20 protein-coding genes and 5 tRNA genes are annotated in these 22923 nt (G+C 43.2%); 5 read left to right on the forward strand and 20 right to left on the reverse strand.

Annotation, left to right across the window (positions count from 1 at the left end; all coding sequences use genetic code 11):
* Nucleotides 1-174: 174 nt before the first annotated feature.
* On the forward strand, nucleotides 175-1023 hold the full coding sequence (locus AC5FX4_RS16525; RefSeq protein WP_493607424.1) for a MurR/RpiR family transcriptional regulator: 849 nt from the start codon (nucleotides 175-177) through the stop codon (nucleotides 1021-1023).
* On the opposite strand, the gene AC5FX4_RS16530 is transcribed toward AC5FX4_RS16525, so the two are convergent.
* From AC5FX4_RS16530 to xerD, 11 genes are all read right to left on the reverse strand, one after another.
* On the reverse strand, nucleotides 1020-2165 hold the full coding sequence (locus AC5FX4_RS16530) for an exo-beta-N-acetylmuramidase NamZ family protein (protein ID WP_493607425.1): 1146 nt from the start codon (nucleotides 2163-2165) through the stop codon (nucleotides 1020-1022). The genes AC5FX4_RS16525 and AC5FX4_RS16530 overlap by 4 nt on opposite strands.
* 224 nt (nucleotides 2166-2389) lie before the next feature.
* Nucleotides 2390-2466, reverse strand: a tRNA-Arg gene (locus AC5FX4_RS16535).
* A 57-nt stretch (nucleotides 2467-2523) separates the two neighbouring features.
* Nucleotides 2524-2600, reverse strand: a tRNA-Arg gene (locus AC5FX4_RS16540).
* Nucleotides 2601-2735: 135 nt separating this feature from the next.
* Nucleotides 2736-2812 (reverse strand) — tRNA-Arg (locus AC5FX4_RS16545).
* Between the two features lie 52 nt (nucleotides 2813-2864).
* Nucleotides 2865-2941: transfer RNA gene (locus AC5FX4_RS16550), tRNA-Arg, on the reverse strand.
* A gap of 116 nt (nucleotides 2942-3057) precedes the next feature.
* A tRNA-Ser gene (locus tag AC5FX4_RS16555) sits at nucleotides 3058-3150 on the reverse strand.
* A gap of 208 nt (nucleotides 3151-3358) precedes the next feature.
* Nucleotides 3359-4900 carry a lysine--tRNA ligase gene (gene lysS, locus AC5FX4_RS16560; protein ID WP_493607426.1) on the reverse strand — a complete coding sequence of 514 codons (1542 nt, stop codon included), beginning with the start codon at nucleotides 4898-4900 and terminating at the stop codon, nucleotides 3359-3361.
* Nucleotides 4901-4927: 27 nt separating this feature from the next.
* Nucleotides 4928-6026 (reverse strand): peptide chain release factor 2 gene (gene prfB, locus AC5FX4_RS16565; RefSeq protein ID WP_493607427.1). Its coding sequence is split into 2 segments (ribosomal slippage): nucleotides 4928-5950 and nucleotides 5952-6026, totalling 1098 coding nucleotides; the frame shifts between segments, so codons are not numbered across the junction.
* A 120-nt stretch (nucleotides 6027-6146) separates the two neighbouring features.
* Nucleotides 6147-7877 (reverse strand): single-stranded-DNA-specific exonuclease RecJ, encoded by a 1731-nt coding sequence (gene recJ, locus AC5FX4_RS16570; protein ID WP_493607428.1) that lies wholly within the window; start codon nucleotides 7875-7877, stop codon nucleotides 6147-6149.
* 78 nt (nucleotides 7878-7955) lie between these two features.
* Nucleotides 7956-8705 carry a bifunctional protein-disulfide isomerase/oxidoreductase DsbC gene (dsbC, locus tag AC5FX4_RS16575; protein WP_493607429.1) on the reverse strand — a complete coding sequence of 250 codons (750 nt, stop codon included), beginning with the start codon at nucleotides 8703-8705 and terminating at the stop codon, nucleotides 7956-7958.
* A gap of 64 nt (nucleotides 8706-8769) precedes the next feature.
* Nucleotides 8770-9678 carry a site-specific tyrosine recombinase XerD gene (gene xerD, locus AC5FX4_RS16580; protein WP_493607840.1) on the reverse strand — a complete coding sequence of 303 codons (909 nt, stop codon included), beginning with the start codon at nucleotides 9676-9678 and terminating at the stop codon, nucleotides 8770-8772.
* A 104-nt stretch (nucleotides 9679-9782) separates the two neighbouring features.
* Here xerD and fldB point away from each other — a divergent pair, with 104 nt between their 5' ends.
* The gene (gene fldB, locus AC5FX4_RS16585; protein WP_493607430.1) at nucleotides 9783-10304 is read left to right on the forward strand and encodes a flavodoxin FldB; all 522 of its coding nucleotides are present in this window, start codon (nucleotides 9783-9785) and stop codon (nucleotides 10302-10304) included.
* Between the two features lie 32 nt (nucleotides 10305-10336).
* Here the strand turns inward: fldB and AC5FX4_RS16590 are convergent, their stop codons facing one another.
* Nucleotides 10337-10846 carry a hypothetical protein gene (locus AC5FX4_RS16590; RefSeq protein ID WP_493607431.1) on the reverse strand — a complete coding sequence of 170 codons (510 nt, stop codon included), beginning with the start codon at nucleotides 10844-10846 and terminating at the stop codon, nucleotides 10337-10339.
* A 132-nt stretch (nucleotides 10847-10978) separates the two neighbouring features.
* Nucleotides 10979-11680: a tRNA1(Val) (adenine(37)-N6)-methyltransferase gene (locus AC5FX4_RS16595; protein WP_493607432.1), complete on the reverse strand. Its 702-nt coding sequence runs from the start codon at nucleotides 11678-11680 to the stop codon at nucleotides 10979-10981.
* Nucleotides 11681-11748: 68 nt separating this feature from the next.
* Between AC5FX4_RS16595 and srmB the strand changes: the two genes are divergently transcribed.
* On the forward strand, nucleotides 11749-12981 hold the full coding sequence (gene srmB, locus AC5FX4_RS16600; protein WP_493607433.1) for an ATP-dependent RNA helicase SrmB: 1233 nt from the start codon (nucleotides 11749-11751) through the stop codon (nucleotides 12979-12981).
* 57 nt (nucleotides 12982-13038) lie between these two features.
* Here srmB and AC5FX4_RS16605 read toward each other — a convergent pair whose 3' ends face one another.
* From AC5FX4_RS16605 to yaaA, 4 genes are all read right to left on the reverse strand, one after another.
* On the reverse strand, nucleotides 13039-15696 hold the full coding sequence (locus AC5FX4_RS16605) for an ATP-binding protein (RefSeq protein ID WP_493607434.1): 2658 nt from the start codon (nucleotides 15694-15696) through the stop codon (nucleotides 13039-13041).
* A gap of 9 nt (nucleotides 15697-15705) precedes the next feature.
* On the reverse strand, nucleotides 15706-16992 hold the full coding sequence (locus AC5FX4_RS16610) for an ABC transporter substrate-binding protein (protein ID WP_493607435.1): 1287 nt from the start codon (nucleotides 16990-16992) through the stop codon (nucleotides 15706-15708).
* A 145-nt stretch (nucleotides 16993-17137) separates the two neighbouring features.
* On the reverse strand, nucleotides 17138-18307 hold the full coding sequence (locus AC5FX4_RS16615) for an MFS transporter (RefSeq protein ID WP_493607436.1): 1170 nt from the start codon (nucleotides 18305-18307) through the stop codon (nucleotides 17138-17140).
* 44 nt (nucleotides 18308-18351) lie between these two features.
* Complete coding sequence (yaaA, locus tag AC5FX4_RS16620) at nucleotides 18352-19131, reverse strand: peroxide stress protein YaaA (RefSeq protein ID WP_493607437.1); 780 nt, start codon at nucleotides 19129-19131, stop codon at nucleotides 18352-18354.
* A 266-nt stretch (nucleotides 19132-19397) separates the two neighbouring features.
* On the opposite strand from yaaA, the gene tal reads away from it, so the two are divergent.
* Both tal and AC5FX4_RS16630 read left to right on the forward strand, forming a co-directional pair.
* Nucleotides 19398-20348, forward strand: coding sequence for a transaldolase (tal, locus tag AC5FX4_RS16625; RefSeq protein ID WP_493607438.1), 951 nt, complete (start codon nucleotides 19398-19400; stop codon nucleotides 20346-20348).
* Between the two features lie 212 nt (nucleotides 20349-20560).
* Entirely contained in the window at nucleotides 20561-20752 is a 192-nt protein-coding gene (locus tag AC5FX4_RS16630) for a DUF3545 family protein (protein ID WP_493607439.1), read from the forward strand.
* 48 nt (nucleotides 20753-20800) lie between these two features.
* Here AC5FX4_RS16630 and ung read toward each other — a convergent pair whose 3' ends face one another.
* The 3 genes from ung to cobO are packed head-to-tail and all read right to left on the reverse strand — an operon-like array spanning nucleotide 20801 to nucleotide 22919.
* The gene (ung, locus tag AC5FX4_RS16635; protein WP_493607440.1) at nucleotides 20801-21460 is read right to left on the reverse strand and encodes a uracil-DNA glycosylase; all 660 of its coding nucleotides are present in this window, start codon (nucleotides 21458-21460) and stop codon (nucleotides 20801-20803) included.
* 11 nt (nucleotides 21461-21471) lie between these two features.
* Nucleotides 21472-22311: a cobalamin-binding protein gene (locus AC5FX4_RS16640; protein ID WP_493607441.1), complete on the reverse strand. Its 840-nt coding sequence runs from the start codon at nucleotides 22309-22311 to the stop codon at nucleotides 21472-21474.
* Nucleotides 22311-22919 carry a cob(I)yrinic acid a,c-diamide adenosyltransferase gene (cobO, locus tag AC5FX4_RS16645; protein ID WP_493607442.1) on the reverse strand — a complete coding sequence of 203 codons (609 nt, stop codon included), beginning with the start codon at nucleotides 22917-22919 and terminating at the stop codon, nucleotides 22311-22313. The genes AC5FX4_RS16640 and cobO overlap by 1 nt, the downstream gene beginning before the upstream one ends.
* Between the last annotated feature and the right edge of the window lie 4 nt (nucleotides 22920-22923).

The raw sequence follows: 22923 nt of genomic DNA on the forward strand, positions 1-22923 counted from the left end.
AAAGAGTTCATTGGCAAAAACCAAGGCTTTTACACGCTAACGATTACATTGGCAACATTTGTACCTTAAATAATTTTTTTGTGTGAAAAAAAACACAATAATTAATTCGGCGACTATATATTGAAAATAATTGAACCTATAATGAATACAACTAAGTAACCATGAAGTATCGTAATGTCGACATTTGTAAAAATAAAGGCGCTCAAGCCCAGCCTATCGAGCAGCGAAGCGAAGTTGGCTGATTTCACGCTTAATTCAGGTGAAAAAATTCGTTCGCTTTCCTCAATAGAATTAGCAAAACAAGCCGGGGTCAGCCAATCAAGCGTAGTTAAGTTTGCCCAAAAACTCGGATATAAAGGTTTTCCAGCCTTCAAATTAGCAGTCATAGATGATTTAAATTTACAGGCTTATTATCCTGAAACGGTCAAAACGCATATTACCAGCAATGACTCGATTGAAGTGATGGCACAAAAGCTTCTAGCACATCAGCAAAGCATTTTGAGTGAAACACAAAAGATCAACACACAGGCACAATTTGAACGTGCAATTACAGCCATTAAATCTGCTAAAAAAATACTACTTTGCGCAGTGGGTGGTAGTTTTACTATGGCACAAGACTTTGCATTAAAGTTGCAAAAGCTTGGCCTACCAGCCATAGCCCAAACCGATGAACTCACCGCGGCCAGTTACATGGCGACTATGGGTAAAGATGATTTGTTGATTGCCGTTAGTGACTCAGGGCAAAGCAAAGGTGTACTGCGTGTAGCCAAGCAAGCTAGAAACAATCAATGCACCATTCTTTCTTTGTCTCGCTATGGCAATAGCTCTTTGAATGAATTAGCAAATATTCAATTGTTCAATGTCATTGGCGAGGAGCCTGTGAGGCACGCATCAATTCTTACTCGTACATCACAAAGCTACTTGATAGATGTCTTGTTTATCGCCTTGACCCAATCTAACTTACATTGGCAAAAAAGAGCTGAGCGCGCCAATGAACACATGTATGAAATTCGCCACGGCTAACGAGCATACAGTAAATAAGGCTGACGACGCTGCTTAAATGCAGCTAAATCAGCCTGCCAACTGCTTTGTATTTCCGTCAATGGCAGCCCTTGAGAAATGGCTTTTCTCAACTTATCCGTTCCCGCCAATTTATCCATAAACTGTGGATGTGTGAAAAACGTTTGTCCGTTTTGAGCAAATGCTTGTGCGCTGGCAACAAACCAACTCAAATCAAGCCCAGTCACTTTATGTGCGCGTAAATCCAAACCAAATGCTGTTGTGCCATTCAGTTTTGGGTTGCTTGCAGCGCCCTGTACTGGCAATGGGGTAAAACTGTAGCTCCCCAGCTTGACCACATCATGACCAAAAATTTGAAAAGGCATTGCTGTACCGCGGCCCACCGACACTGGCGTTGCTTCAAAAAAACACAACGATGGATAAAGCGCAATGGCTTGTGCGTTCGGCAAGTTTGGACTGGGTTTAACAGGTAGGTCATATTGCATGTCACCACGATATTCAGCAACTGGCACCACCGTCAGATTGAGCTTTTTATCCGTGTTTAACCACCCCTCAGCACTGATCATTTTCGCAAGCTCCCCTACCGTCATACCATGCAGTACGGGAATGGGGTGCATCCCCACAAATGAGCGAAACTTAGGCTCAAGCACAGGCCCATCCACATAAGCAATATTGGGGTTTGGCCTATCGAGCACAATCAAACCTTTACCATGTTCAGCTGTTGCTTCCATCACATAATGCATGGTGCTGATATAAGTATAAAAGCGCACACCCACATCTTGAATATCAAAGATAATCACATCTATGTCATCAAGTGCTTCTGCTGTTGGTTTTTTATTTTTGCCGTACAACGACACAATCGGCAGTCCAGTTTTACTATCTTTGCTCGAGCTCACTTTCGCTCCAGCATCATGGTTGCCTCTAAAGCCATGCTCGGGCGCAAACACTTTACGTACATCAACGCCTTTCCTAAGTAAGCTATCCAGCAAATGTCCATCTTGCGTTTGTGCAGTTTGATTCACCACTAAGGCAACTCGTTGGTTTTTTAATAATGGGAGATATTGCTCATAACGCTCAGCGCCGACTTGGAGTGCTGCTGCTGAAAACACATGAATAAATGAGAGGAAAATCAAGAAAAAACGCATGGTAGACTAGTGTTGTAAGCCGATGCGCTATGATGACGGACCCCGCCATAACATGCAACCAAAACACACCTCAAATTTCAGGCACAAAAAAACCGACTGCCTTTTCAGAACATGTCGGTTGATTGCTCACTCTTAAAAGAGTGGCGGACGCGGGACGTATCTTGAAAGAGTGAACCTTCGATAGCCTGCATCGCAATTCTTTATATTTAACCACTTAAGATAAGTGGCGGACGCGGGAGGATTCGAACCTCCGACCGCCTGGTTCGTAGCCAGGTACTCTATCCAGCTGAGCTACGCGTCCGTTATAGTCGTTTTATATCTAACTAAGATACTCATATATTTAACCACTTTGAAAAAGTGGCGGACGCGGGAGGATTCGAACCTCCGACCGCCTGGTTCGTAGCCAGGTACTCTATCCAGCTGAGCTACGCGTCCGTCGTGAATGTTACATTTTCCAATGTCTCAATATTTTACCACTTGAGAAAAGTGGCGGACGCGGGACGTATCTTGAAAGAGTGAACCTCCGATAGCCTGCATCGCAATTCTTTATATTTAACCACTTAAGATAAGTGGCGGACGCGGGAGGATTCGAACCTCCGACCGCCTGGTTCGTAGCCAGGTACTCTATCCAGCTGAGCTACGCGTCCGTCGTGAATGTTACATTTTCCAATGTCTCTGTATTTTACCACTTGAGAAAAGTGGCGGACGCGGGAGGATTCGAACCTCCGACCGCCTGGTTCGTAGCCAGGTACTCTATCCAGCTGAGCTACGCGTCCGTATTTAAGTATCTTTTACATCTTTACTTACCAGATGCGAACTTGTTCGTAGTCATCATTGCTAAATAACCTATCTAGCTAACTACGCGTCCGTTACAAGAAACCATGCTAAAACATGGCGGAGAGGGAGGGATTCGAACCCTCGATAGGGCTACAAACCCTATACTCCCTTAGCAGGGGAGCGCCTTCGGCCACTCGGCCACCTCTCCGTCTTGTGGATGCGTATAATAAAGGCTTACGAAAATAAGTCAAACACTTTTATGGTAAAATTGGACTGTATGCTCATAGAATGTTCAGCTTTTAAGTCATTTATATGTCAGCGTTTAACTTTTCATCGCTTTGCGCCTAAAAATAGTGCAAAACAAACTAAAGATACAAAAAAGCCGCTGTGAAAGCGGCTTTTTATCTCATATTAAATTAGTCAGCTTGAGGGCGCATGTGCGGGAACAAGATAACGTCTTTAATAGTTGGTGAATCAGTAAATAGCATCACTAGACGATCAATACCAATCCCCTCACCTGCCGTAGGCGGTAAGCCATACTCAAGCGCTTGAATATAATCATCATCAAAGTGCATTGCTTCATCATCACCCGCATCTTTTTCTTCAACCTGACGCGCAAAACGTGCTGCTTGGTCTTCAGCGTCATTTAGCTCAGAGAAACCGTTAGCCAACTCACGGCCACCCACGAAGAATTCAAAGCGGTCTGTAATGAATGGGTTTTCATCGTTACGACGTGCCAATGGCGACACTTCCCACGGATACTCAGTGATGAAAGTTGGTTGAATAAGCTTATGCTCAGCCACTTCCTCGAAGATCTCACATAAGAACTTACCTGGGCCCCAAACACAGTTTTCAGGAATTTTAACGTGAATTTGCTTAGCAAACGCTTTTAGCTCTTCAAAGTGGTTTTCAGGGTCTTTGAAAATATGCGCTTGTGCCGCTGCAGCTTCAGAATGTTCAATGATTGCATCCGCCATTGATAAGCGAGCAAAAGGCTGACCAAAGTCATACTCAATCGTATCAACTACTTCGCCATCGGCATTCTTTGTGGTGTTCACAACCGTTGTTGTGCCCAATACGTCTTGTGCCACGGTACGTAACATATCTTCCGTAAGGTTCATTAGATCTTTGTAATCTGCGTACGCTTGGTAGAATTCGATCATCGTGAATTCTGGGTTGTGACGCGTTGAAAGACCTTCGTTACGGAAGTTACGGTTGATTTCAAATACTCGGTCAAAACCGCCTACCACTAAGCGCTTAAGGTAAAGCTCTGGTGCGATACGCAAATACATGTCGATATCCAGTGCGTTGTGGTGCGTCACAAATGGACGTGCAGATGCACCGCCAGGAATAACCTGAAGCATCGGTGTTTCTACTTCCATAAAGTCACGCTCAGCTAAGAAACGACGAATACCTTCAATCACTTTAGAACGAATACGGAATGTTTCACGCGTATCCATGTTTGTGATCAAATCAACATAACGCTGACGATACTTCGCTTCTTGATCCGTTAAACCGTGGAACTTCTCAGGTAATGGGCGTAAAGACTTAGTCAGTAGTTCATACTCAACCATGTCTACATATAGGTCGCCTTTACCAGATTTATGTACTGGTCCTTTCACACCAATGATGTCACCGATGTCTAATTGACCATACTTCTCTTTTAAGTCTTTCTGTACATCTTTTGAAGCATAAGCCTGAATGCGGCCTTTCATGTCTTGTAGCACTAAGAAAGGACCACGTTTGGCTAAGATACGACCAGCAACAGCGGCTTGTTGATCTAGCTCAATCAATTCTTCTTTCGATTTATCGCCAAGCTTAGCCTGTAGATCAGCCGTATAGTCTTCACGGCGGAAGGTGTTTGGGTGGCCATTGGCATTGCAATTCTCGCGAATCGCATCCAACTTATTACGACGCTCAGCAATGAGTTTGTTTTCGTCTTGGATTTGATCTGTCATTTTTTAGCTCTTAATTTAGCTTGTTGATTAAAGGCCTGACTTCAGGCTAGCTTCGATAAATTTGTCTAAGTCACCATCAAGTACGGCTTGCGTATTACGGTTTTCAACTCCCGTACGTAAGTCTTTGATACGCGAATCATCTAGTACATATGAACGTATTTGACTACCCCAACCGATATCCGATTTTGCGTCTTCTTGTGACTGTTTTTCAGCGTTTTGCGCTTGCATTTCAAGCTCAAATAACTTGGCTTTCAATTGCTTCATCGCTTGCGCTTTGTTTTTATGCTGCGAGCGTTCGTTTTGACACTGTACCACGGTATTGGTTGGTATGTGTGTGATACGAACCGCAGACTCGGTGGTGTTTACGTGCTGACCACCGGCACCCGATGCACGATATACGTCAATGCGTAAATCTGCCGGGTTAATATCAATTTCAATATTATCGTCAACTTCTGGATAAACGAATGCTGAAGCAAACGAGGTATGACGACGGCCACTTGAATCAAATGGGCTCTTACGTACCAAACGGTGAACACCCGTTTCCGTGCGTAACCAACCGTAAGCGTATTCACCAACAAAACGCACGGTGGCACCTTTAATACCCGCAACGTCACCATCAGTGGCTTCAACTAGCTCAACTTTAAAACCTTTTGCTTCACCCCAACGCAAGTACATACGCAGAAGCATGTTACACCAGTCTTGTGCTTCAGTACCGCCAGAGCCTGCTTGTAAGTCTAGATAGGCATCGCTGTCATCATGTGCACCAGAAAACATTCTACGGAACTCAAGTTTATCGAGTGATGCAGCCAAGGTTTCTAATTCTTGCTGTGCTTCATCAAAGGTGTCTTGATCTTCCGCTTCTACAGCAAGCTCTACTAGACCTTCAACATCATCGGCACCCGCAACCAGTTCATCAATGGTTTCAACAACGGCTTCTAACGCTGATTTTTCACGGCCTAAAGCTTGCGCTTTTTCCGGTTCGTTCCATACGGCTGAATCTTCTAATTCGGCATTCACTTCTTCTAAACGCTCTAGTTTGTGAGCGTAGTCAAAGATACCCCCGAAGCAGTTCAGTACGTTCGCGAATGTCCTTGATTTGATTAATCACAGGATTCACTTCAAACATGCACATTACTCCAAAAATTGCTCGATTTTATAGAGTTGCCGCTATTTCAGTTCTGACCTAGCAACACCCCAATTATTAAACGCGCCATAGTAGCAAAATTTGTTGTCGCTATAAATGCCTTTATGCGGTAATTGCGCTGATTTCTCGTACTATCAACTGTAATGAAAACTTGCCTCTAAACTCGTTTATATCGAGCTGATAAGCAACCAAAGCCGTACTCGCTTGTGTATTTGGCCAAGCTCTAACATCCACATTGAAGGCAATGGCATCAACCAATTTTCCGCTGAGGTGTTTTAATACGAGTTTTAAGTGCTTTTCGCCGACGATACGCTGTTGAATAAGTTCAAATTCGCCATTAAAAACAGGCTCTGGAAAATGTTGTCCCCATGGTCCCGCTTGTTGCAATAACTGTGCAAAATCCATAGAAAAACACTCGGCGGGTAATTCGCCATCAGTCAGTAAGATACTTTGTTTATGCTCTTCAGACAGCACGAGCGTGACTGCATCTGTAAAGGCGGTTTTAAATCGTTCAAAATCCACTTCGTTGATAGTCAATCCAGCTGCCATCGCATGGCCCCCAAACTTTACAATCAGGTTGGGATATTGCGTATTCAGTGATTCGAGTAAGTCGCGCATGTGCACGCCTTCAATTGAACGGCATGAACCCTTGATCTCGCCGTGGTCGCCTTGAGCGAAAATCACCGTTGGTCGATGATATTGCTCTTTCAAGCGACCCGCTAAAATACCTATAACGCCTTGATGCCAATCGTCTTGATATAAACACAATGCATCCGGTACCGTTTGGGTACTGAAAACTAAACGTTCCAATACCGCTTGCGCTTCTTGCTGCATGCCCTGCTCTATCTCACGGCGTTCATGATTTAAACTATCAAGTTCACTGGCAATACTTCTTGCTTGCTGTGCATCTTTTGACAGTAAGCACGCGATGCCCAAACTCATATCGTCTAATCGCCCAGCCGCATTGAGCCGTGGCGCAAGTGCAAAGCCAAAGTCACTGGCAGTTAAACGCGCGGCATTGCGGTTGGCCACTTCGATAAGCGCTTGAATACCAGGGCGAGTATGGCCTGAACGAATGCGCGCTAAACCTTGATAAACCAATGTACGATTGTTCGCATCCAATGCCACAACATCCGCGACCGTGCCCAGAGCAACCACATCTAACAACGACGCTAAATTTGGCTCTGTTTGGCCCGTATTTGCAAAATAGTCATTCGCGCGCAGATGATGTCGCAGCGCCACCAGCACGTAAAATGCCACGCCAACACCCGCGATCGATTTTGATGGAAATTGGCAATCAAATTGGTTGGGATTGACGATGGCATCGGCGTTTGGTAATTGTTCACCCTGCAAATGGTGATCGGTAACAATAACTTGAATATTCGCTTGCTTAACAATATCAATACCCGCGATACAAGAAATACCATTATCAACCGTGATCACCAAATCTGGCGCTAGCTGCACGATTTGCTCGGCTAAGGCTGGGCTTAAACCATAACCTAAACTAAAACGGTCTGGCACAAGGTAATTAACGTCTTGAAACCCAAATTGCGTAAGTCCTTCCATTAGCACTGTGGTGCTCGTCGCACCATCGGCATCAAAATCACCAACAATCAGCACCTTAGATTGTTTTATAAGCGCCGAATGCAAAATATCGCAGGCCTTTTCAATGTCTTTGAATAAACGAAAATCAAGTAAGGTGCCGGCTCTGTTGTCCAGCTCAAGCGCATCACGTACGCCACGACTGGCATATATTTGCTTGATAATCGGATGTAAGTGGCTGGGTAAATGACTGTCGTCAACTCGCTTACGAACTTTTATCTGGGTATCCATGAACTACACGACCTTATGTTTAAAAAAGCAAAAAGGGCCAAGCGGCCCTTTCTAATCATTGAGTCATTATACCTAGGTTTAAGACTTGTTACCTTTGTCTTCTAGCATTTTTGCTAACGCATCGGCTGGTTGATACCCTGGGATCAGGGTGCCATCTTCTAAAATGATGGCGGGTGTACCACTCAAGCCGAAGCTTTGGCCTAACTGGTAGTGTTCAGCAACAGGCGCACTACAGCTTTCTACTTTTTCAACTTTTTGACCTGCTTTTGCGTCGGTTAGTGCTTGCGCGGCATCCTTTGCACACCAAACATTCATTAGATCTTCATATCCGCCGCTACCAATACCAGCACGCGGATATGCCAAGTATTTAACTGTAATCCCTTGTGCTAGATAATCTTCCAATTCGCGGTGCAGTTTACGGCAATAACCACAGGTGATGTCAGTAAATACCGTGATCTGATGCTTTTCATTCTCTGCTTTGTAAACAATCATTGAATCTTGATACTGAGCAATGCCGTCTTTACGAACACCGCTCAACGCCTGATCGGTCACGTTTACTCGATTTTCTAAATCAATTAAATTGCCTTGCATCAGATATTTACCATCTTGACTAGCATATAGTACGCCTTTATCTGTCAAGACCGTTTTAAGCCCCGCAATTGGACTATCTTGGATGCTTTTGACTGTCACGCCAAGCTTGGCAAAACTTTCTTTAATTGGTTCTACTGCCATTGGAGCCACAACAGGCTGTATCTCTGTATCAGCAGTCTCATTCGCGACAGCTGTAAAGCAGCATGCCATTGCCGCTGCAACAATTAATTTTTTCATATCATACTCTTTAAAATTATTATCCTATTAACCCAGTAGACCGAGGATTTTAAATAAAATTCCATCACGCTCTGGGGTGATGTTGCTGATGCAGAGTTTTCAAGCGCTCGCTGGCAACATGCGTATAAATCTGAGTGGTCGACAAATCACTATGACCTAACATCATCTGTACAACTCTTAAATCCGTGCCATGATTAAGCAAATGTGTTGCAAAAGCATGACGTAGTGTATGTGGTGATAATGGCGACGTTACATTAGCCAAAATAGCATAGTGTTTAATTCGATGCCAAAAGGTTTGGCGCGTCATCCCCGTACCTCGTTTTGATGGAAACACAAAATCGGTGGCATGTTTCACCATTTCAGGACGTCCTACGCGCAGGAATTCTTCCACATAATGCAATGCTTCTTCGCCCATTGGGACCAAACGCTCTTTGCCCCCTTTACCTTTCACAAGCACCACCGCTTGGCGTAAGTTAATTTGCTCCATACGTAAACCAACTAACTCAGTGACGCGTAAGCCTGTCGCATACAAGAGTTCCAGCATGGCTTTGTCTCTAAGTCCCATTGGCTCAGCAAGTTCTGGTGCATCCAATAAGGCTTCCACTTCCTGTTCCGATAACGTTTTAGGTAAAGACTGCGTTGTTTTAGGTTGTGCAATATTCAAAAGTGGTGTTTGCGTTATTTGCTTTTCTCGTAAAAAAAATAAATAAAAGCGCTTTAAGGCACTGATCGCACGTGCAGTACTGCGGGCTTTTAACCCTAAATCAACGCGATGAGCTAAATATGCCTCGACGGTATCGCTGTGCACACCCAGTAAAGAGTTTGCCTTACCGTCTCGCTGTACAAAGTAGGCGAATTTTTCTAAGTCACTACGATAGGCAGAAAGCGTGTTTTCACTTAACCCTTGCTCAAGAAATAATGAATCTAAAAAATGTTCGATAAACTCTGCATTCTCTTCACTGAGCTTATTCATGGATTGGCTATGTTCTTTGCTCACAGGCTTCCTGTATCAATTTAGTGCATCATAATGTAGACTTCGCGCCTATCATATCAGTCAAACGAAAAGTGATAAATACCATGCAAATAGGCTTATTTTATGGCTCAACTACTTGCTATACAGAAATGGCAGCAGAAAAAATAAAAGACATCATTGGCGAAGATATTGTGTCATTGCACAATATTAAAGATGAGCCGCTAAATGATGCTGAGCAATACGACTTTCTGATTTTTGGTATTTCCACTTGGGATTTTGGTGAACTGCAAGAAGATTGGGAATCTTGTTGGGATGACATTGATAGCGTAAACCTGTCGGGCAAAACCATCGCGCTATTTGGCATGGGTGATCAGCAGGGGTATGGTCAATGGTTTCAGGATGCTTTGGGTATGTTGCATGACAAAATCCAACCACAAGGTGTGCAATTTTTAGGTTACTGGCCTAATACACCTGACTACGAATTTGAAGCCTCAAAAGCACTCACCGAAGACAAAACACATTTTGTCGGACTTGCACTCGATGAAGACAGCCAATACGACAAAAGTGACGAGCGTATTGCCACATGGATCACGCAAATCATGACCGAGTATGCGGATACACTATAGCAATAGTGTATCCTGTTATTTCTTCAGCCATATTAATGAGTCGCTCCTTGCTCGTACCATGAATGGGACCTTATCCATTTATTTAAGTAAGGGTAACCGCGATCTGGATCTGGCATATCCCATAACTTTAATAATGGCACGCCATACCCATGACCACTTTCATAAAGCTTTTCAAAATAAGCACTGTGCCCCCTGTATCCATATGGATGGAATACCACGGACATTGGTAAGCCAATATGCTTAATGGCAGCAGCCGACCAAGCTATGGCCGCCATTTCTTCTCCATGCATCCAGTCTTTTTTGCGACCACTTTTATAAACATCCCCACTTAACAGGTGTCGCTCTGTTGGTTCACAAACTGCAATATGCCCAGCCTCATGCAAAATGTCACCGGGGTACAGTAAGCGTTCAAGATCGATGTTTAATATACCTTGATATAACTTTAACCCAGGCAAAAACGTTTTCCCTTCAATTTTTGACAAGCAAAAAGGCAATTTAATTTGCGTCAAAAACGCTAAAATAGCAGACGTGTCATTACACATAGTTTCATCCTTATATGGCTATTCAACGCTCACTTGTGTGCAATTTAAGTGTGTACTACTGGCCATATTTTGCAAAGTACTTGTAAGAATCTGTCGTTAATAGATATTAACGATGGCTAAAAGTGCTAATGACTACATTTTCAGATAAAACGCCTTACAAAGTGCAATATATTCTTGGCTGTACTGTTTACCCTGTTCATAAATAACCAACTTGCTCAATGCTACCGTGGTACAGCAAGTGTGGCCAAACTCCAGTAAGCTGCGCGATGGCGCTTTGTCTGGCGTGCTTGACACCAAGCAATGTCGTAATAAATTCAGGGAGCTCTCTTTTGCAAGCTTGATAAATTGTTCAGCCTCGGCACATGGTAAAATCACAGACAATCTTGAGTCACGGTTGCTTAGCTTTAAAAACGCTGTTAATAACTCAGAAAAAGATAAACTATCGGTATGCCGAGCTATATTCCTCGCCTCATTAGGCCCCTTCAAGCTTTGATTAAAATAAGGCGGATTGCAGATCACCACATCGAACACATCTGCTGTACTAAACGTTCTGATATCTCCCTGATGCAACTGAATATCAGGCCATGGACTCTGCCAAATATTAGAAAATGCATCTTTATATGCACCTTCGTCAATTTCAATGGCTTCCACATCCAATTCAGGCATGCGCTGTTTACACATTAAAGACAGTAATCCCGTGCCGCAGCCTACATCCAGTAAACGCTTGGCAGCACTCAAATTAGTCCAAGCACCAAGTAAAATTCCATCCGTTGACACCTTCATGGCGGTGTTCAATTGTTGTACCTTAAATTGTTTAAATGCAAACCCAGACATGATTCACCTTTTCCAAAATAGCCATCACGCGTATAATTGCGTTCATTGTCCTTTATTTTTGATGCACTATGCAATTTTCTGAATTCGATCTTGATCCTAAAGTTTTAACTGCCATTAGCAAAATGGGCTTTGAAACAGCCACGAGTATTCAGCAGTTGGCCATTCCAGAAGCGCTCATTGGACGCGATATTTTAGCCTCGGCTCCAACGGGTACGGGTAAAACCGCCGCATTTTTGATCCCTGCAATTCAGTATTTGCTTGATTTCCCACGCCGAGATCCAGGTTTTGCTCGCGTGCTTATCATGGCACCGACTCGTGAACTTGCCTATCAAGTACATGAGCAATGTCAACTCCTCGCCGCTAACACACATTTACGCATTGGTGTTGTCACTGGCGGGATCAACTATGGTAGCCACAAAGAAATTTTTGAAAAGAATAACGATATTCTTATCGCGACGCCAGGACGACTGATGGAATATCTTGAAACTGAGAACTTCCACGCAGAAAACGTAGAATTACTTATTCTTGATGAAGCGGACCGCATGCTGGACTTAGGCTTCAAAAAAGAAATGCTTCGCATTTGTGACGAAGCTAAAAACCGTCGCCAATGCTTTTTATTCTCTGCTACGTTAGAAGGTGATAGCGTTGAGCTATTTGCGGAACGCATCTTAAATGATCCTGCGCTGTTAGAGGCTGAATCGTCACGTAAAGAGAAAGCCAAAATTCATCAATGGATTCACCTTGCAGATGACTACAAGCATAAACTTGCCATGCTGACGCACCTTCTAAAAAATGAAGAAGAAGTACAAAAGGCCATTGTATTTGTAAAAACGCGCGAACGCCTTGAGCAACTGGTTGGTGAGTTATACGCCCAAGATATTAAAACCACGTGGCTTCGTGGGGAGATGCCACAAGATAAGCGTATGGCTGCAATGGCAAGCTTTCACAGCGGCAGAACGCGTATCTTAATTGCCACCGACGTCGCTGCACGTGGTATTGATGTACCTGACATCACCCATGTGATTAACTTTGACATGCCACGTTCAGCAGACGTATACGTGCATCGAATTGGTCGAACAGGCCGAGCAGGTCGCAAAGGTACAGCCATTTCTTTAGTTGAAGCACATGATGTTGCTATTTTGGCAAAAATTGAGCGTTACACTGAGCAGAGCTTAAAACGTCGTGTTATTAAAGGGATAGAACCGCAACACAAAGAAGCAAAACTGCCGAAGAAAAAGAAAGACCCCGCTAAAATCAAAGCGAAGAAAAAGCTTAAGAGCAAAGTAAAAAAGAAAAAGTAACTCGCACCTCCTGGTGATCTTAATCTGTGCTGAGCACGCTCATAGTGTGCTCAGTTCCTAGGATAAATACTGCTCTAATACCGCTTTCAGTTTATCTATTTCGATAGGCTTAGTAATAAAATTATCCATGCCGTGTGCAATAGCACGATTATAGTCTTCCGACATCGCATTGGCTGATAAACCACAAATGGGCATCGTTAAGTTTAGTTCATTGCGAATATAATCTGTTGCCGTAAAGCCATCCATTACAGGCATTTGAATGTCCATCAACACCAAATCATAGGCATAAGGCGTGTTAGTCAGTTTATCTATGGCTTGCTGGCCATCTTCGGCAATGTCAGTCTGTAGTCCCATGGAGGTAAGTAACTTGCCAGCCACCATCTGGTTCACTGCATTATCTTCAACCAGTAAAATCCGCCCATTAAATGCAGCCTCAAACACCTCTGCCGAGGCCGCCTTATCAGCCGCGTCTTGATTTACCACTTTCAACAAAGCGCATAAATAGCGATAGAACATAGTGTACGTAAAGGGCATCTCGAGTACCAGTGCTTCGCCTTCAATACCCGCTCGACTTAGCAAAACTCTATCACGTTTATCAATTATCGTACCAAAACCAGCACTGTAGTGTTGCAGCATCGCAATTTTTGGTAAGTTGATAACTTTCGACATTTCGTTATCTAAAATTAATAGCGCCTGTAATTGAGCTATTTCGTCAGCTGGCATTTCTTCTAATTCATTCATCGTTGTGAAATAAACTTGGCAACCATTGAACTCAAGGTATTTGGTTAGTAACAGGGAAAGTTCAGAGTTGTCATCATAGCAAAGCAAGTGCATTCGACGTGGGGTTTCTGTCGGCAGCTTTTGTACCGTTTGCGGTTTACACAGCTTCAACCTGAGCAATACCGAAAACGTGGCCCCTTCCCCCTCTTTTGAATAGACATTAACACTACCATGCATTAACTCACATAGCTGTTTAACAATCGCCAACCCTAGCCCCGTACCGCCATATTGCCGACTTGTCGACACGTCGGCCTGAGAGAAGTGCTCAAACATCTGATGCTGCTGGTGTTCTGAAATGCCAATCCCGGTATCTTGTACATCAATACTTAAAATGGCTTCTCCTGTAGCCGTTTCTGTTACTGTGACACGCAAAGTAACACCACCCACAGAAGTGAACTTAATTGCGTTATTGCATAAGTTTAAAATGACTTGCGTGATCCTAACTTCATCGCCAATAAGGTGAGTGAGTTCAATCGGGCAATAACTTCTGAGGTATAAGTTTTTTTCTGCGGCTCGTAGACTCGTTGAGGAGAGAATATTATCCAGCATGGTATCTAGCTTAAATGGCTTTTCTTCAATATCCAATTTGCCCGCTTCTATTTTAGAAAAATCCAGAATGTCATTGATCACAGCCATTAATACAGTGGTCGAGTAACTTATTTTTTCTAAGTACTCTTGTTGCTCCTCATTGAGTGTTGAGCTTTTTAGTAGCTCCACTAGGCCAATAATGCCATTCATTGGAGTTCGTATCTCGTGACTCATGTTGGCCAGAAATAAGCTTTTTGACAGGGTTGCTTGTTCAGCTTCTCGCCGTTTCGTATCTAGCTCTTGGTTTAACTCTTTTTGTTCAATAACAAGCTCTTTGGTGCGCTCAAACAACTCATTTATTTGAATATTTTTTTTATGGAATACACTAGCAGCGAGGGATAATTGCCCTATTTCATCACGTCGCTTTAAATAGGGTATATCCATAATGTGCATGTTGTTACTCAGACGCTGGAATAAACTGGTCAACGTTCTGATGGGCCGGATCACCCTTATAATTAAAAATGTCGCAAACAAGGCCACTAAAACGATGCCTAATAACACAAACAATTCGCTACGCTGTTGCAGAGAATCTGTCATTTGCTGAGCCAGCTCAACATTACGCTGCATTTCTTGCTCTTCCAGTTCACGTAACGTAGACGACAAATGAAGTACTTCATTGGCCGTACCTGGAAGCACAACGTTGGTCAAATATAAATAACCCCTAATTGTTTGGTGTAACTTACGAAAAGACATGTTAATTTGACTAAAGCGATCTGATAACTCCGTTTGCTTTAGTTGGCTCAAACCACGTTGAGCTTGCGAGATTTGCTCATTGAACTCCCTAACATGTTGCGTATTTTGTGTCATAAGATACGCGAGCACCGCGTTATGGGCTCTAACTAAATGAGAGGTGAAAATCGCTTTCTCTGTGGAGCTAAAACGAGCGTCTATTGTTTTTTGCGCAGAATCAATAAGGCCAAGTAACTCGTTTTGATAAAGCGATTGGCGTTTCTCTCGCCCCGAAATCACCACTTTTAAATTATCTCGGTAATCTCGCACATGGCTTTGCATACGCTCAATCATATCTGAAACTTGCTCTGAGCGATCAGGCGCGATTTTTAACACATGCAACGCTTCGTCTATTTTATCAATTAACAGCGTACTACGGTTAATTGCGACAGCGCTTGCTGACTGCTTATAAATCAGTACATTTCTTTGTAAATCAACAACCGATAATTCTAATCTGTAAGCTGTCTCGGCTAATTGTGTTGACCGTGCTATCTTGTCATCCCGCTCTTCTAACAAACGATAACTCTCGTCTGCTAAATAAGCCGATATCAGCACCATCGCACCGATAAAAAATAGGCCAATGCCAAGTTGAAATGTTAATGAGCGAACAAACTTCATCTTGTTCCCTTAATTTATAAACTCATACCATTTCTGTAAGCTGTAATCGTAACTCGGCATCACCGTGTTCCAAACAGCCACATTACTAAAGCGTTTTAAATAGCTCCCTCCTGTTCTCACTTCACCCTCTTTCACCGAAAGCTTACCATCCGTGCCCTTCAGTTCTGTTGCCGCTGGTAACCCCTCATACCAATAATCCCACTCAGCTTGCGATAAGTGGTTTTTAGTTCTTTGTGGGTTGGAAATGTAATAACCTTGTCTGGCAATAAACGCACCGGGCCAGCCCGATAACCACCAGTTCATATATTCATAGGCGGCATCTTTAACTGCACCTTGCGTGCCCGAAGATAAACACATGACGCCATGCCAACCGCGATAGCCTTCTTTTGGTGCGGCATAGATCACCGGCACATTGTGACCATTCAATGCCGACACTGCCGGTGAGAACATACTCTCAATCACCACCCGCTCGCTTTTCATAAAATCAACAGATTCTGGGACTGAGGTCCAGAAGCCACTAAAATGCCCCTGTTGTTTAAATTCAGTGAGAATTTTAAATAGCTGATCAAGCTCCTGATTCGTTATATTGCCAATATCGCTAAACGTCATCAGTCGCTGCGCCTGTGCCGCTAATGCCAAATCAAACAGACCAATGGTTGGTGCGTTGACGATGCCAACTTTACCTTTATATTTTTCATCGAGTAGCCAGCCCCAACTTTCTGTTTTATATGGGATCCCTGGTTCAATTACACGGGTGTTGTAACCGAAAGAGTCCACATTATGCACGTAAGGAAGGAAGCTAATAAAATCGGATTCTTTATCAGATAAGCTATGATCTGGCTGCACATGCAATAGTTTATAAGGTGCATCGCCTGCACCAATATTCGCTTGTGGCTGTACTTTACCGGTTTTAGCCAATGGGTTAATTTCATCCCAATACGTCAAACGCTTCTTTTCGATCGGCTGAATAGATCCCGAGTACCAAAGAACATTAATGCTATTTGACCATTGCTCATATAAATCAAACGACTCTGGCGACATAGCCGCCTTTTGCAACACAGCGGCACTGCCTTTGGGCTCAAATTGTAAACGGATCCCCAAGTCTTTCTCTGCTTGCTCCTTCAAAGCGGCCTGTAAAGTAACATGCGTACCAAGTACCCTGACGGTAAAGGTTTTCTTAGCGAACACATAAGGGGCTTTAAAGCTGAGTAGCCCGCAAGCACCTAAGCCCACTGCATTTTTTAATAACCGACGTTTACTGTGGTCAACTTTTGCAGAAGAAGGCTTCTCTGTCATTTGATATTTCCTTACCGTGAGAGGTCACAAAGTCTATGATTTGTGGGATTTTTAACCAAGTATAGAAGAGAGCGATTGAATTGGTATGCGCTTGGGCAAATAATTAGTCACCAAAGCGCAATTAAGGAAATATCTATGTTTGAATTTAAGTGGCCGCGACTAGACGCTTTTGACTTACCGTAAACATCATAATGACAGCGAGTGTTAACAACATGACTGGCATCGCAGCCATATTCAGTACCTGCCAACCTATCACGGATTCAAGCCATCCAGCGGCAAGCGACGACAGTGCCACCATACTAAACACCAAAAATTCGTTGCTGGCTTGTGCCTTCGCACGTTCGTGTGCTTGATAAGTTTCACTCACCATTTGTGTCGCAGAGATAAACATAAAATTCCAGCCAATCCCTAAAAAGCACAGCGCTAATAAGAAATGCCAGTGCGTCACGCCCATTAGGTTAATCACGCAACACGCTAATACGGTCATTACACCAGCCACCATCACTTTGCTCTGCCCAAAGCGAGCAATCAATTTGCCAGTAAAAAATGACGGGACAAACATGCCTAATACATGCCATTCAATGACCAGCGCGGATGCGCTTAAATCAAAACCATGACGATGCATTGCCAACGGTGTTGCTGTCATGAGAAGATTCATGGTTGTATAGCTAGTCATCGCGACTATCACCGCCGTTAAAAACTTGGGCTGACCGATTATCTGTTTTAGAGATCGGCTTTGCGCTTTATCCATCTCTTCTTTCAGCTCATTAAAAGTGACGGCTTGCAATAAACACAGGGCTAAAATGTATAATGCACAAAGGGCGATGAATACATTTGCGTAATTAATCGAAGTAAAATGTGTATTAACCCATACAGCAATGTTGGGGCCTAGAATGGCCGCAACCACACCGCTCGCCATAATGGTCGAAATGGCGGTAGCAGGGTTGTCACTCGCTTCAATCGCAGCAAAACGATATAGCGTCGCAAATCCGATACCAACACCAATTAAGAACGTGGCAAAACTAAATAGCCAAAACGCACCACTATTAAGCGAGAAAAAACCAACTAAAGTACCTGCAACACCAATTAAATTCCCTAGCGAAAAACCTCGTTTACGACCCACCTTTGCCATAAGCAACGACGCTGGAATTGTCGTCAACAACAATCCCAACATTTGTGTCGCAACAGGAAAGGTCGTATAGGCTGCACTTGGGCTCAACGCTTGACCAACCAAGGCTGAAATGGTCACCAACAAAATATTACCCGTGGTAATTAAACCTTGGCATATCGCCAGCAACAGCACGTTTTTATTCATTATTTTTCCAATAATTTAAGCAACAACTATCGGTGCTGTTGTAATTAATTCTGCTCTTCTCTTAAAAAAACAGGCTCATTTTCTTTTGTTGTTGCCGCTTCGCTAAAGTAGTAACCCGCATTATCAAATGCGGTTAAACCTTGTAATGAATTAACATTGTTTTCCACAATATATCTGGCCATCATACCTCTGGCTTTTTTTGCATAAAAACTAATCACCTTATACTGGCCATTTTTGCAGTCTTTAAACACGGGCGTAATAATCTCGCCCTTAAGTGTTTTTTTGTCTACTGCCTTAAAATACTCATTGGATGCTAAATTGACTAATTGTTTGCTGTTTGATTCTTCAAGTGCTTGATTTAATTTCTCAGCAATAATGCTCCCCCAGAACTCATACAAATTTTTACCGCGACTGTTTTCCAATTTGGTTCCCATTTCAAGGCGGTAGGCTTGCATTAAGTCTAATGGTTTTAACACGCCATATAATCCAGATAAAATTCTCAAGTGTTGCTGTGCGTAATCTAGCGCATCCTCAGATAAAGTATTCGCTTCCAACCCAGTATAAACATCACCATTAAATGCAAATAAGGCTTGTTTTGCATTGCGCTGATCAAATGGCTGAGCCCACTCATTAAATCTTGCTACATTTAAACCTGCTAACTTGTCGCTTATTTTCATCAAACTTGCTACTTGTTGCGATGATAATTCTTTGCATACTTGGATCAGTTCTTCGCTATGTGAAAGTAAATCTGGTTGTGTGAATTTTTCTACGGGTGCTAATGTTTCATAATCTAAATTTTTCGCAGGAGATATAACAGTGATCATTGCAGGCCTATTGACTTAAAATTGGTTTAGTGTCAATTTCAACACTATCCCTTATGGACTGCAAGTATTGAATAACCACGAGTTTATCAGGGATAAATCTGAACCAATCCATAATAATCATCAATAATTGTTGTTAGTTACCCAGTTAATAGTGTGATCCCTTAAGCAAGAGGACAATTGACCTATTAAAGCCAGTCACGGTACTGCAACATAGGTATATTAGGATTTTTTTTCACTTTGCTGCAAAATAGGAATGAGGAAAACCAATGACATCAGCATTAGATAGGCTAAAACAACACTCTTCGATTGTTGCCGACACTGGCGATATTGAGGCTATTCGTAAGCACCAACCGGAAGACGCGACAACCAACCCGTCACTGTTGCTAAAGGCCAGTGAAATGCCAGCCTATCAACCTTATCTTCAACGCGCGTGGGATTTTGCCAAAAGTGCAGAAACAGACGCAGACAAACAATTGGAATTAGCTTGCGACTATTTTGCAGTTTTGATCGGAAAAGAAATCGCCGATATCGTGCCGGGCTACATTTCAACGGAAGTAGACGCACGTTTATCTTTTGATACGCAAGCGACCATTGCAAAAGCGAAAACACTGCTTAGCCTGTACGCCAAAGAAGGCGTTAGCCAAGATAAAATTTTAATTAAGATTGCCTCGACTTGGGAAGGCATCAAAGCCGCTGAGCAACTTGAAAAAGAAGGCATTAAGTGCAACCTAACATTATTGTTCAGTGAAGCACAGGCGCGCGCCTGTGCCGACGCTAATGTATTCTTGATCTCTCCGTTCGTTGGCCGTATCTTGGATTGGCACGTTGCAAACGGTTTAGAAAAACCGACTGATCCACTGGCAGACCCTGGCGTTCAATCGGTACGTAGTATTTATGAGTTTTATAAACGTCATGGATACAACACTGTCGTTATGGGTGCAAGCTTCCGTAACACGGGTGAAATTATCGCGCTAACAGGTTGTGACAAGCTAACCATCAGCCCTGCATTACTTGAAGAGCTTGGTGAACTGACTGATGCACAAGAGTATTTGCTTGATAATGACTACACTGTTGCAGCAAAACCAGCACCGTTAACAGAATCACAATTCCGTTGGCTACATAACGACGATGCGATGGCAACTGAAAAACTAGCCGAAGGCATTCGCGCTTTTGCCAAAGCGCAAGAAGAGCTTGAGACGCGATTTAAAGCGCTTTAATTTCAAGCCCTCCTCATAAAAAAACGCCGCCTTATCGCGGCGTTTTTTGATCCCCCTTCAATTATTGATTTTAATCAAACTGTCACCTTGGTTTAACCTAACAGACACAATTGTGTTTTATTTTTACCCAAGTTGTGGTATACCGAAGATGCTAGCAACGAGAAATTGTTTGCATAAGCGTTATTGAGGTTAATAATCAATAGGAGAAATTCATGGATAGCCTAGACGATATCATTGCAATATTAGAAGGTCCTGAAACACAAAAACGAGCCTCTCAAAAAAAACAAAAACGAAAATGGCGTGAAATTGAAGCGCTAAAAGATAAACAGCGTCTTCGCAGAGAATTACAGGAACTAGACTACTTTTCAGACAACCTAGATTTAGATGAACTTGATTTTATCTAAATAAAAAAGGCTCTCAGATTTGGAGCCTTTTTTATTGTTTGCAGATAATTAAACCTGCCAATTTATTGGCTGCTTGCTCATACTCTGAAGTAACTGGTTGGTTTTGGAAAAGTGCTGACAACCAAAAAAGCCGCGATGTGCAGATAACGGCGATGGGTGTGGTGCATGCAAAACGTGGTGGCGGTTTTTATCGATCGCTTTACCTTTTTTTTGCGCATGTGCGCCCCAAAGCAAAAACACAATGCCTTCGCCGTGTGTGTTCAGTTGCTCAATCACCACGTCGGTAAAGCGTTCCCAGCCCAGCTTTTTGTGCGAGTGTGCAGCACCTTGCTCTACGGTCAATACGGTATTAAGTAACAACACACCTTGTTCTGCCCAAGGGAGCAAATAGCCATGTTCGGGAATAGTAAAACCCGGTATATCTTGCGCGAGTTCCTTATACATATTGGCTAACGACGGCGGTGGCTTAATACCTGGCAATACCGAAAAACACAATCCATGCGCTTGATTTGGCCCATGGTATGGGTCTTGCCCTAAAATGACCACTTTGACTTGCTCGAATGGCGTAACTTTAAAAGCTTCAAATATTTGTTCGTGTGGGGGGTAAACTGTCACCCCAGCTTCCCTACGTTGCGCCACATAGTTCAGCGTATCTTTAAAATAGCCTTGTTGTTTTTCTTGGCCTAGAACGTCTTGCCAACTGGTCATGGTGGATCCCTTTATTGTTGTTGATAGTGCAAACGGGCTAGATGCAGTTTATCACACATATCCCTCGCTCCATCAAGTACACGAACGCTGTATCTATGTAGCAAGTCAGCATTCACTTCTATCAGCTGCTGATTTTTTACAGCTGGGATCTCTGGCCAAGCTTGCCAATTAGCCTGTACGACGGGCTTGGCACTTTTTTCAAATGGCAAAATGATCACCTGAGGAGATGCTTTAAGTACGTTTTCAATGCTAACCTGTGGATAATCAGCAGTACTGTCTGAAAACACATTCGTTGCACCACATAACGTCAGCAATTGATGAATGCCAGTATTACCATTAATGCTCATCATTGGCTCCGGCCACAGCTGATAGAATACGCTGAGTTTGGCCATTGCTTGATATTGCTTAGCAAGCGCATCGAACCGCTCGGAAAATTGCTTTGCCAATATATCAGCGCGCGCTTCAAGCCCCGTTAATTGGCCCAAAAAACGTAGCTCATCGCTGAGTTTGCTAATGTCTTTACTGTCACTATAAACCACCTCAATACCCAGTTGTTTTAGTTTCTCAAGGTCCGCCTTTTTATTGCCAGAATGCCAAGCAATAACAATATCAGGTTTCAACGCGAGTACTTTTTCTAAGGCAATACCATTGTGCCCACCAATGCGTTCAATATGATTCGCCTGCTCTGGGTAGTCTGCGTAATCGACCGTACCCACAATGCGCTCACCCGCACCAATTGCAAATAAGTTCTCAACAATATGTGGCGCTAGCGCAATGATACGCTGAACGGGTTTCGCCTGTGTAACACTTGAAAACGAGATAATGAATATACAAAGCCAAAACTTAGCCATTAATGGTCGAATCCTTGTAGGGCTTTAATCCCTGATTCAAAAGCATGCTTAACATTTCGTACTTCGCTGACTGTATCTGCCAGCTCAGTCAACTTGCGGTGTGCGCCACGACCTGTGACTATCACCGACTGCATTTTCGGACGGTTCGCGATAGCGTTCACGACTTCTTCTAAATCAATATAGTCATAGCTCACCATGTAAGTAAGCTCATCGAGCAAGACCAGATCGATACTGTCATCTTGTAACCAACGCTTTGCTTGTTGCCAAGTTTTCTGTGCAGCAAGCGTATCTGTTTCTCGATTCTGTGTCTCCCAAGTAAATCCTGTTTTCATGACTTCAAACGGCACGCCCACTTGCTCTAGTAAGTTTCGCTCACCACATTCCCACATGCCTTTAATAAATTGCGCCACCGCTGCTTTTTTGCCATGACCAATACAACGTGCGACGGTACCAAACCCCGAAGTCGATTTACCTTTGCCATTCCCAGTTATCACTTGAAAAATGCCTTGCACTTTATCCGCGGCTGCAATTTTAGCGTCAACTTGCTCTTTCACTTTTTGCTGTCTTTGCTGATGCTTTTCTTGGCTCTTATTGCTCTCTTCAGTCATTAAA

The organism is Pseudoalteromonas sp. ATL1, from assembly GCF_058933015.1.

Coding starts and splice junctions, on each gene's coding strand:
- AC5FX4_RS16525 (WP_493607424.1), top strand. CDS start 175: ATGTCGACATTTGTAAAAATAAAGGCGCTCAAGCCCAGCCTATCGAGC.
- AC5FX4_RS16530 (WP_493607425.1), bottom strand. CDS start 2,165: ATGCGTTTTTTCTTGATTTTCCTCTCATTTATTCATGTGTTTTCAGCA.
- lysS (WP_493607426.1), bottom strand. CDS start 4,900: ATGACAGATCAAATCCAAGACGAAAACAAACTCATTGCTGAGCGTCGT.
- recJ (WP_493607428.1), bottom strand. CDS start 7,877: ATGGATACCCAGATAAAAGTTCGTAAGCGAGTTGACGACAGTCATTTA.
- dsbC (WP_493607429.1), bottom strand. CDS start 8,705: ATGAAAAAATTAATTGTTGCAGCGGCAATGGCATGCTGCTTTACAGCT.
- xerD (WP_493607840.1), bottom strand. CDS start 9,678: ATGAATAAGCTCAGTGAAGAGAATGCAGAGTTTATCGAACATTTTTTA.
- fldB (WP_493607430.1), top strand. CDS start 9,783: ATGCAAATAGGCTTATTTTATGGCTCAACTACTTGCTATACAGAAATG.
- AC5FX4_RS16590 (WP_493607431.1), bottom strand. CDS start 10,846: ATGTGTAATGACACGTCTGCTATTTTAGCGTTTTTGACGCAAATTAAA.
- AC5FX4_RS16595 (WP_493607432.1), bottom strand. CDS start 11,680: ATGTCTGGGTTTGCATTTAAACAATTTAAGGTACAACAATTGAACACC.
- srmB (WP_493607433.1), top strand. CDS start 11,749: ATGCAATTTTCTGAATTCGATCTTGATCCTAAAGTTTTAACTGCCATT.
- AC5FX4_RS16605 (WP_493607434.1), bottom strand. CDS start 15,696: ATGAAGTTTGTTCGCTCATTAACATTTCAACTTGGCATTGGCCTATTT.
- AC5FX4_RS16610 (WP_493607435.1), bottom strand. CDS start 16,992: ATGACAGAGAAGCCTTCTTCTGCAAAAGTTGACCACAGTAAACGTCGG.
- AC5FX4_RS16615 (WP_493607436.1), bottom strand. CDS start 18,307: ATGAATAAAAACGTGCTGTTGCTGGCGATATGCCAAGGTTTAATTACC.
- yaaA (WP_493607437.1), bottom strand. CDS start 19,131: ATGATCACTGTTATATCTCCTGCGAAAAATTTAGATTATGAAACATTA.
- tal (WP_493607438.1), top strand. CDS start 19,398: ATGACATCAGCATTAGATAGGCTAAAACAACACTCTTCGATTGTTGCC.
- AC5FX4_RS16630 (WP_493607439.1), top strand. CDS start 20,561: ATGGATAGCCTAGACGATATCATTGCAATATTAGAAGGTCCTGAAACA.
- ung (WP_493607440.1), bottom strand. CDS start 21,460: ATGACCAGTTGGCAAGACGTTCTAGGCCAAGAAAAACAACAAGGCTAT.
- AC5FX4_RS16640 (WP_493607441.1), bottom strand. CDS start 22,311: ATGGCTAAGTTTTGGCTTTGTATATTCATTATCTCGTTTTCAAGTGTT.
- cobO (WP_493607442.1), bottom strand. CDS start 22,919: ATGACTGAAGAGAGCAATAAGAGCCAAGAAAAGCATCAGCAAAGACAG.